This window comes from Leptolyngbya sp. FACHB-541 (genome assembly GCF_014695875.1).
Taxonomy (GTDB): domain Bacteria; phylum Cyanobacteriota; class Cyanobacteriia; order Elainellales; family Elainellaceae; genus JAAUTN01.
In genome coordinates this window covers 1-9,072 of record NZ_JACJPC010000068.1, presented here as the reverse complement: position 1 = coordinate 9,072, position 9,072 = coordinate 1, and the positions used below count along the sequence as shown (strand labels likewise).

Sequence of the window (9,072 nt, the reverse complement as noted above, 5' to 3'; positions counted from 1 at the left end):
TCTTGATCTCTCAAAAGTGTATTTAGACCTTAAGTGTACCGCTGTTCGGTCACGACATGGGTCGCGTTCCACGATAAATGACCGTGACCCGCTGCTTGGTGACCGCAGATTGGTGTGATGAGAGCGAAGCTGTCACCAGATGCAATTAGACCAAATCCCAAGCTTGAAACAACGTAAATTCGTTAGCCAGTAGAGGCAAATGAGAGATACAACAGAAATTTTTAGTACATGCAAACTGCTCTCAATCCCTGCGCCCGCACTGGTTTCAGCCTAATTGCATTTCGTAACAGCTTCGCTCATCACCCCCCATAGGGGATCAAACTCCCTAGCAATTGGCGTTGGTTTGCGTAATCGTAAAATGCTGAGTTAGAAGTTATGTTCAGGTACCTAAATCCATTCCTAACCCTGAGATAGATAGATTTCTTCTCAAAATAAACGACGTTCATATAGATAAAGGACTTTATAAAGTGTGAACGATGTGGCTTTTCATCAGGACTATTTAGGGATCGAACAACCCGCTATTGGTCAGCTGATTCGAGAACTCCGGCAGACCTTAAAGCTGACTCAGGAAAAGTTTGCGGCTCAGCTTGGCGTCTCCTTTCCCACGATCAACCGCTGGGAAAATGGACATGCTACGCCTTCGCCCTTAGCACTCAAGCAAATTGATATACTACTCCATCAGTTGTCCCAATCGCCCAACGCAACATTACGAGAACATAGCCAGGACATGCGAGAAAAATATTTTTCCGCAAGAGAGCTAAAAGCATGAGGGCGGAGGAACCAAAGGAAATTGCTGACTCCCCTTTTGCAGGGAACAGCGAGATCAGTGCGTTACTACGATCGTATGACTGGTCGCAAACGCCACTGGGTGGGATCGAAACCTGGTCAGAGAGCTTGAAAGCAGCAGTACAAAGTCGGTTAGCTGAACTCAATCAAGCTCAAAGACCCGAAGCGATGCCGCACGCATCGGTACTGTCGCAAAACTGTACCCAAACAGATGCACTGCGTGAATCCGAAGCAAGATACCGGACGTTGTTCAAGTTGACCGACCAGGGTTGCTGCATTTGCGAGATGCTGTTTGATGAGAACGGTAAACCCGCTGATTACCGCTTTCTTGAAGTTAATCCAGTGTTTGAACACCTCACCGGATTGGAGCAAGCCACAGGAAAACGGATGCGGGAACTCGCTCCCAACCTTGAAGCTTACTGGGTTGAAATCTATGGCAGAGTCGTACAAAGTAGGGAATCTGCTCGATTCGAGAATTACGCAAGTGCTCTAGATCGTTGGTTTGACATCAACGCTTTTTGCATCGGCGAGCCGCAAGACCATCAGTTCGCCGTTTTGTTTACCAACATTACTGAACGCAAAAAAGTTGAGCAGGAACGAGATCGGTTTCTTGCCGCGGGGTCAGATTTACAAGTGATTATGAGCAGCCACGGCTATTTCCACTGGGTCAGCCCAGCTTTTGAGCGTATTCTCGGCTGGACACCTGAGGAAATGACATCCCGCCCCTGGACTGATTTCCTGCATCCAGACGATATCTTCGCATCTGTGTCGGAAAGCGTCAGCGTGTTATCAGGCAATGAAACGTTTGCGTTTGAAAACCGCTATCGGCACAAAGACGGCTCCTACCACTGGTTGCTCTGGAGAGCGCAGCCTCACTTAGAAGCACAAGTGCTTTACGCAACGGCGGTAGATATCACCGATCGCGTGCGCGTCGAAGACGAACGCAAACAGGCAGAAGCCGCCCTACGTCAATCTGAAGAACAGTATCGCATTGTGTTTGAGTCGATCGACGAAGGGTTTTGCACGATTGAACTGCTCTTTGATGCCGAGGGCAAGCCGTTTGATCACCGCATTTTGCAAGCCAATCCAGCCTTCAAACGACAGACCGGTATTGCCAACCCAGAAGACAAAAGGGCAAGTGAACTGATACCGGGACTGGAACAGTATTGGAATGACCTTTACGCACAAGTCATTCACACCGGTGAGTCTATCCGCACTGAAGTGCGCTCGGATGCGCTCGATCGTTGGTTTGACGTTTTGGTGTCGCGGGTCGGCGATGCAGCCATGTGCCAGGTGGCGATCGTGTTTGCTGACATCAGCGATCGCAAACAAGCTGAAGCCATCATTACCCACGATCTGAAAAATACTCGGCTGTTGCGCGACTTGAGCGCACGAATGATCGCTGAAGACAACATTCAGGTGCTTTACGACGAAATTGTCTCTGCTGCAATTACCCTGACACGGGCAGATACCGGTTCAATTCAAGCGCTGGATGAATCGACCCAAGAGCTAGTGCTGATCGCCACCCAGGGGATTGATCGAACCGTTACTAAGCGTTTCCAGCGCATGAGTGCCAGTTCAATCACGTCTTGCGGTAGGGTTTTGGCAACGGGTAAGCGCGCCTTTGTAGATTTTGATGCACTAGAAAGCGAAGACTCTGACGGATCTCTCCGTCTACATCTCAAGACTGGGTTAATTTCTGCCCAATCTACCCCACTCATCGGACGTTCAGGTAGGCGGATCGGTATGGTTTCGACGCATTGGCGTAAACACCACCGACCGACTGAGCAAGAACTCCGTTTTCTGGATCTGTTGGCGCGTCAGGCTGCCGACCTGATTGAACAGCGACAGACTGAAGCGGAACGCAAACAAGTTTTAGATCGCGAACAGGCAGCACGAGAAGAAGCAGAACGAGCGAACCGCATCAAAGATGAATTTCTCGCCGTGCTGTCCCACGAGTTGCGATCGCCCTTAAATCCGATTTTGGGCTGGACACAACTGCTGCGAAACGGCAAAGTCGCTCCTGCCCGTCAAAAGGATGCCTTAGCCACAATCGAGCGTAACGCCAAACTCCAAGCGCAACTGATTGAGGACTTGCTCGACATTTCCCGCATCATGCAGGGCAAGCTGAGCTTAAGCGCGACTTCGGTCAGTTTGGCATTTATCATTGCTGCTGCTGTTGAAACCGTGAGTTTAGCGGCAGACGCGAAAAACATCCAAATCACGCTTGACCTTGATTCGGATGTTGCTCCAGTCTTTGGCGATGCTGCCCGGCTGCAACAAGTGGTCTGGAATTTGCTCACCAATGCACTCAAGTTCACAGGCAACGGTGGGCAGGTGACAATTCAACTGAAGCAAGTTGCTGAGGAAGGCAGCTTGGGCAATTCGACGGTGCAAATTCGAGTCATCGATACGGGCAAGGGAATCAGTCCGCAATTTCTGCCTCATGTGTTTGAGTATTTTCGGCAAGAAGACGGCTCAACGACTCGCAAATTTGGTGGTCTGGGGTTGGGGTTGGCGATCGTGCGGCAAATTGTGGAACTACATGGCGGCACGGTTCAAGCAGAAAGTAGCGGTGAGCATCAAGGCTCAACTTTCATTGTGCAGTTGCCGACGTTGCAAGCAAACCCGCTCAATCTTGAACCCATTCAGGTTCAAGCCAATTCAGAAATGCAGCTTCAAAATGTGCACATTTTGCTTGTAGATGACGATACCGATACCCGCGAGTTTGAGGCGTTTCTGCTGGAACGACAGGGGGCAACGGTGATTGCCGCTGCCTCTGGCTCAGAAGCGTTGCAGGCACTCGATCGCTTGATCCCAGATGTAATTGTCAGTGATATCGGTATGGCAGAAATCGATGGCTATATGCTGATGCAGCAGATCCGCTCACGCCCACCGGCTCAAGGCGCAATGATTCCCGCGATCGCGCTTACTGCCTATGCCACAGAAATCGATCAGGAAAAAGCGCTGCAATCTGGATTTCAAAAACATTTGACGAAACCACTAGAGCCAGAACAACTCGTTAGTGCAGTCATTACCCTACTCAATTCAAATCGGCATTGAGTTAAACTCAGCGGGGTGAATGACGGCTCCGCTGAGTTTAACTCAATGTCAACTGTAAACCGCGATCGCCCCCGCCAAATGCCGCCTCATCATCTCTACTTCTAAGATTCCCCTTTCAAGCCACCTCGAACCCCGCATCAGCCCGCTTTAGCTTCTCATCTACCACCGCCTGATCCACACCCAGATAAGCCTGGAGCTGCGACAGTGACTTGTGCCCACTCACTCGCTTCAGTTCGTGCAGCCCCCAACCTTGCTCATGCAAGTGAGTCAGCCGAGATCGCCTAAAGCTGTGCAAACTCACTCCTTCAAAGCCCAACAATTCAGCTGCTAACTTGACGTGCTTCTCCACTGCCCTGGCGGTGATGTATCCAGTCTTGGAGCCAGAGGGAAAGAGATACCCTGCTGCTGGCTTAATTCGCTCCAACACCTTTTGCAACGGCTCCGACATGACCACCTTGCGCGTTTCGTTAGTCTTCGTGTTAGGAACTGGGAAAACGACATAGCCATTTCTCAGATGCTCAACTCGCAGGCTCACCACTTCGCCAATCCTGCCAGCGGTCAAATAACAGATCTGGGAGATCGCCCGGTAGGGGTCATTCAGTTCAGCAAACAAATCTTGCAGTTCATCCGGTTCTAAAATTGCAGCGCTGCCGGATCGATTCGTCTTTCCATCACGCGGCATAACTCTCCTCAGAAAAGTGTTCTCCCCATTTTATTCGTATTCCGGTTGGATTACGAACGGCTCTACTACGTTTCACGGCAGCTTTGCTGAGCGTAGGCAGAGAATAACCCCTTATTGCTCGAAATGCTCTCTTATTGAGAATAAAAAGGCCCCGATGTCTACACGGTGAACTTGGGTAAAGTCATGACAAGAGTTTCTAAAGATAACAATGGGCGGACAACCTAACCCAAACATTTCGACCAGAGTGCCGCCAGAGTGGAAGGCTGTTCGACACGTCCAGACTTAGCCGCAATCCATGAGAACCTTTTGGCAATGCACGAAGACCTACACAAGGGCTTTCACTCGTGGCACGGCAGTGGCAGTTGTGAGCCAAAGCATTTTGTTGAATACCTCACTACTGTGGAGGCTTGGCGCTTCGAGAAGACTAAAAGATTGTCTTCTTACCTATATCAGTTGATTAATCGGCTGGATAAGTTACAAACAACTTTCGAGAGTCGTTATGAGCTATGTCAGCAATTCAAGTAGTAATAGCGAACGCACAGTTGCGAGCTATTAAGGTTGGCTTAGTTTTAGCAGAGGAAAATTTTTGAGCGTTAAGGAATGGATGCTAACAACTGTCCCATTTGCAGCTCTACATGGGACAGTTGTCTTTGACTCCTCACAAACGACCAAAATTCTTCCTCTGCTAAAACTAGTTCTGCGTTAATCCAGGCTTAGTTGCATCTGCCGGTTTGTCCAGGTCAAGTTGCGAACTAGCCTTTGGCGAATGGAATTGTTGGCTTTAACTTCTGGTAACCCAAACTGAATTTAATCCATTTAACCGTATATACCGTATATATAATTTATACTTTTTCTGCAGGTCGTCCGGTTTTCACTTTCGCTAAACCGTCAACAACATAGAGTAAGTCCTCGTCAGAGAGCTGATTGAGAGCGTGGAGTCCCGCTCGAATCACCTCGCTTTTATTGACGTTCACGGCGGACTTGAGACACCGCTGCCGTAATGCTGCAATCAATTCATAATCACCTGAGGGTAAAGTAAAGCTGTCCCGGATTACCCGTTCCTTTTTAGCCTGCTCCTTGCTAACGGATTCTTCTGAACCAGAAGTCGATTCCAGTCGGTCGCTTGACGGGAATTTGTTTTCTAGCAAGCTCTCTGCTCTCTCAAATCGGTTTCTAACGGTCTCGTCTTCTGCTTTAAGGGAAGCGCTAAGTGCTGACTTCATGCTTTTTTTGGTCATAGGGCTAGCTGATTTTTGAGGAGGGGTAGAAATAATATAAACTGTATATAAACTACAAACCGTATAGAGACTTTATTCGCGATTTCCCTATTAGCTATTTCAACAGCAGCTAATTCCTGTGGAATTACTTGAACTATTTTAACTGTAAAAACTATATAAATAGTATGTTTATTTCAGTCTCTCTATAAGTATGCAAGAATGTCGGCATTAGAGCAAACCGTATAAAACTTATTAACTGTAAAAACTGTATAAACACTTTTTACTATTTGTATAATTTCTATGACTGCCAAAATTATTGCTGTCGTTAATCAGAAGGGTGGTTCCGGTAAAACTACCGTGAGTATGCAACTTGCTGGCGCGATCGCTCGCCGGGGTAACAAAGTTCTCGTAGTCGATGCTGATCCTCAAGGTACTGCGACCCGTTGGGCTGCCTCAGCAGAAGATGACGCCCCTTTCCCGGCGTCGGTTGTGGGTCTCAGTGCTGCAAGCGGCAAAGTCCACAGAGAAGTCAAGAAGCTGATTGATGACTATGATTGCATCATCATTGACTGTCCGCCAGCAGCAGACTCTCCAGTACCTCAGAGCGCTCTGCTCATCGCTGACTTGGCTCTGGTTCCTATCATTCCTTCTCCGTTGGATATGTGGGCAGCTGTCGGCATCCGCCAGGTGATCCAGAATGTCAGCGACATCAATGAAACACTGCAAGCTCGGCTGATGATGAATCAGTGCCAGCCCAACACAACTCTGGCGCAAGAAACTTTGGAGGTCTTGCCTGAATTTGGGATTGTCCTGGCCCAAACGCAGCTCAGGCACCGACAGGTGTATCGCCAAGCAGCGGTGTTTGGACAGACGGTTCATAGTCTTGGGAGCAAGGCCTCGGCAGCTGTTGAAGAGATCGAAAAGCTAACTGACGAGGTTCTGGATATTTTGAGAATGAAAAAATAGAAAATACTGTATGAATAGTTTTAATACTATAAATAGTTTTGCCTGTTTATACTTTTCTAGGTTGAGGTTCAGGTTTGTAGACATAGCCTCAGTTAAACGGCTTCGTCGTCTGGTTTCCTTCCATGCTTCATGTAAGACTCCAGCGTTTGTCGGATCGAGCCGGGGTAGTATCGCCCTAGATGATCCTGAGCAATTCGCTGGGTCAGGTATTCCATGTCACCATCCGTTAGCTGATCAACATCAAATCCTAATCCTTTAATATCATTCCGGTGCAACCATAGTGGAATTGGGAAGTACCCCTCGTTTTTTCTATGCTCTAGCATCGTCTCAGCTCTCCCGTTTTCTTTAAACCTTAAGCCCAGTATTCCCCTGGGGTAAATGGAGGGAGCAAACTTTCAGGAATTTAATTCAAAATAAACAGCTTTAACGGTATAAACAGTAAAAACTATTTATACCGTTAAAGCTGTTCTTCTTAGAGTTTCTACCTGGCTAGCAGAGGACCAGTCTCTTTAAAGCATCGATCGCTGCTTCTTTCTCTGCCGCTTGTTTTGAGCCGCGTGCTGTTCCCTGCCCAAAGGGCATCTCAGCAATCCGCACTTCAACAACGCGAATTTTATCGTGGTCGGGTCCTGATTCAGTAAGGACTACATACTCTGGAATTTGGCTATATTCCTTCTGGGCATACTGTTGAAGCTTGCCTTTGGGGTCAGCACAAGTCGTTGCAACAGCACCAATAAAGAGAGGTTCTACCAGCACACGAACTGCCTCCATGCTGGAGTCGAGGTAATATGCACCGATCACTGCTTCAAAGGTATTGCTCAGAAGGGATGGTTTGGTACGTCCTCCCATCGATGCTTCACCATTACCCAGGAACATCCATTTACCCAAGCTCCAGGTCGTAGCAAACTCTGCTAGTCGCTGGTTGTCCACTAGGTTAGAGCGACCTTTTGTCAGCGCTTCTTCGCTCTGTCCAGGATGAGCCCGATAAAGGTATTGACCTGCCAGGAAGCCTAGTACTGAATCACCCAGAAACTCTAGCTGCTCGTTGTCCCCTTCCGTTTCGGTGGGATGTTCATACACATAGGTGCGGTGGGTCAAGGCGCGATAGAGCAGCAGAGCATTTTGGAAGGGCAGTTGTTCTAGGAGATCGTGCAGTAGATCTCTGACTTTGGACTCTTTTGCAGCATCTCTGATTTCATGCGGACTAGAGCACGATCGCTCCTGAAGCATCAAGCTGAGTACATCTTGCCGTTGCTGCTCTGCCACCTTTGTCTCTGGTGCATCAATCGCAGTCAATAGTCTGGAGGCGCTATCCAGAACGCGGTAAAGGTCTTCGGTTGAAAATGGTGTCTGGTGTGCCCACTTGTTGCGAACTTCGATGAGTTCACTTACGAGAGCACGATCTGTGTGTGACAGAGACGTTTTGAAGACCTTGTCCCATTGCCTAGAGACAACCATCAAGAGTGCAGAGACATCCTCACGCAGTGTTTCTTGAATGGTTCGTTTTAAGGTGAAACCTTGAGGAAGACAGGCTTCTGCCTTCACTAGCCAGGTATCCCGATAAACACGCTGCATCTTCTGCTCGATGTAGGGATACAGTCCCTTCTTCAACAGGCAGAGAGCTTTGCCAACTTGGTCAGAATGATGAATTGTCATTAAAGAAGAGTGCCATTCACTCCATGTAGAACCCAACAAAATGGGGGCGACGAACGCAAGCTATACCGAATTGATTGCTTGGGGTGAAGAGATCTACAGTGGCGATCGCCCCGTTTCCTGAAGTCGCTCTCTCAACGCTTTAAACTATATAATTAGTTAAAACAATTTATATCGTTAAAACTGTAATACAAATCGATTAAAATCAGTATCTCAGTGGCGATGGTCCGCACAGCATCCGCTAATACGATAGTTCAGTGCCGCAAACGTCCTAATTTATGGCTGATTTGTTCAATGCAGGAAGTGATTATGACCAATTCCTGCGGAATCTGAAGGAACGGATTCGGACGGCTCAGGTGAAAGCTGCCCTGTCCGTGAATCGGGAACTGGTAGCGCTCTATTGGAACATTGGGCAGGAGATTCTGGACCGCCAGCAGCAGCAGGGATGGGGAGCCAAGGTGATTGAGCGGTTGGCCAAGGACCTGCGGCAAGAGTTTCCAGGGATGAAAGGCTTTTCTCCCCGCAACTTGAAGTACATGAGGGCTTTTGCCGAGGCTTACCCAGATGAGCAAATGGTGCAGCAAGCTGCTGCACAAATTCCCGTGCGCCAGGCATGGCCAATCACTTGGAGGTGAAAGTCCTCTACCCAACCTGATGGAGGTGAAGGGTTAGCGAAATGCAAGGGCAACATCGTGAGGTGTTGTC

At 48.5% G+C, this 9,072-nt stretch carries 7 protein-coding genes and 1 pseudogene; 4 read left to right on the top strand and 4 right to left on the bottom strand.

Features of this window, described 5'->3' with window-relative positions:
• Positions 1-478: 478 nt before the first annotated feature.
• Both H6G00_RS15190 and H6G00_RS15185 read left to right on the top strand, forming a co-directional pair.
• Positions 479-769 carry a helix-turn-helix domain-containing protein gene (locus H6G00_RS15190; RefSeq protein WP_190797404.1) on the top strand — a complete coding sequence of 97 codons (291 nt, stop codon included), beginning with the start codon at positions 479-481 and terminating at the stop codon, positions 767-769.
• A complete protein-coding gene (locus H6G00_RS15185) occupies positions 766-3,849 on the top strand; it encodes an ATP-binding protein (protein WP_190797403.1) in 3,084 nt (1,027 codons plus the stop codon). The genes H6G00_RS15190 and H6G00_RS15185 overlap by 4 nt, the downstream gene beginning before the upstream one ends.
• Before the next feature lie 115 nt (positions 3,850-3,964).
• Here the strand turns inward: H6G00_RS15185 and H6G00_RS15180 are convergent, their stop codons facing one another.
• Together H6G00_RS15180 and H6G00_RS15175 are read right to left on the bottom strand one after the other, a co-directional pair.
• Positions 3,965-4,531 carry a site-specific integrase gene (locus H6G00_RS15180; protein WP_190797402.1) on the bottom strand — a complete coding sequence of 189 codons (567 nt, stop codon included), beginning with the start codon at positions 4,529-4,531 and terminating at the stop codon, positions 3,965-3,967.
• Between the two features lie 842 nt (positions 4,532-5,373).
• Positions 5,374-5,754 (bottom strand): hypothetical protein, encoded by a 381-nt coding sequence (locus H6G00_RS15175; protein ID WP_190797401.1) that lies wholly within the window; start codon positions 5,752-5,754, stop codon positions 5,374-5,376.
• A 294-nt stretch (positions 5,755-6,048) separates the two neighbouring features.
• Between H6G00_RS15175 and parA the strand changes: the two genes are divergently transcribed.
• Positions 6,049-6,714, top strand: coding sequence for a ParA family partition ATPase (parA, locus tag H6G00_RS15170; protein ID WP_190797400.1), 666 nt, complete (start codon positions 6,049-6,051; stop codon positions 6,712-6,714).
• Positions 6,715-6,806: 92 nt separating this feature from the next.
• On the opposite strand, the gene H6G00_RS15165 is transcribed toward parA, so the two are convergent.
• Together H6G00_RS15165 and rnc are read right to left on the bottom strand one after the other, a co-directional pair.
• The gene (locus H6G00_RS15165; RefSeq protein ID WP_190797399.1) at positions 6,807-7,037 is read right to left on the bottom strand and encodes a hypothetical protein; all 231 of its coding nucleotides are present in this window, start codon (positions 7,035-7,037) and stop codon (positions 6,807-6,809) included.
• A 166-nt stretch (positions 7,038-7,203) separates the two neighbouring features.
• On the bottom strand, positions 7,204-8,370 hold the full coding sequence (gene rnc, locus H6G00_RS15160; RefSeq protein ID WP_190797398.1) for a ribonuclease III: 1,167 nt from the start codon (positions 8,368-8,370) through the stop codon (positions 7,204-7,206).
• Positions 8,371-8,645: 275 nt separating this feature from the next.
• Here rnc and H6G00_RS15155 point away from each other — a divergent pair.
• Positions 8,646-8,963: pseudogene (locus H6G00_RS15155) on the top strand (DUF1016 N-terminal domain-containing protein); the annotation flags it as partial.
• Positions 8,964-9,072 lie beyond the last annotated feature (109 nt).

What these genes read in the sequence shown, in the direction of transcription:
- H6G00_RS15185 (WP_190797403.1), top strand. Translation starts at nt 766, where the DNA reads ATGAGGGCGGAGGAACCAAAGGAAATTGCTGACTCCCCTTTTGCAGGG.
- H6G00_RS15180 (WP_190797402.1), bottom strand. Translation starts at nt 4,531, where the DNA reads ATGCCGCGTGATGGAAAGACGAATCGATCCGGCAGCGCTGCAATTTTA.
- H6G00_RS15175 (WP_190797401.1), bottom strand. Translation starts at nt 5,754, where the DNA reads ATGAAGTCAGCACTTAGCGCTTCCCTTAAAGCAGAAGACGAGACCGTT.
- parA (WP_190797400.1), top strand. Translation starts at nt 6,049, where the DNA reads ATGACTGCCAAAATTATTGCTGTCGTTAATCAGAAGGGTGGTTCCGGT.
- H6G00_RS15165 (WP_190797399.1), bottom strand. Translation starts at nt 7,037, where the DNA reads ATGCTAGAGCATAGAAAAAACGAGGGGTACTTCCCAATTCCACTATGG.
- rnc (WP_190797398.1), bottom strand. Translation starts at nt 8,370, where the DNA reads ATGACAATTCATCATTCTGACCAAGTTGGCAAAGCTCTCTGCCTGTTG.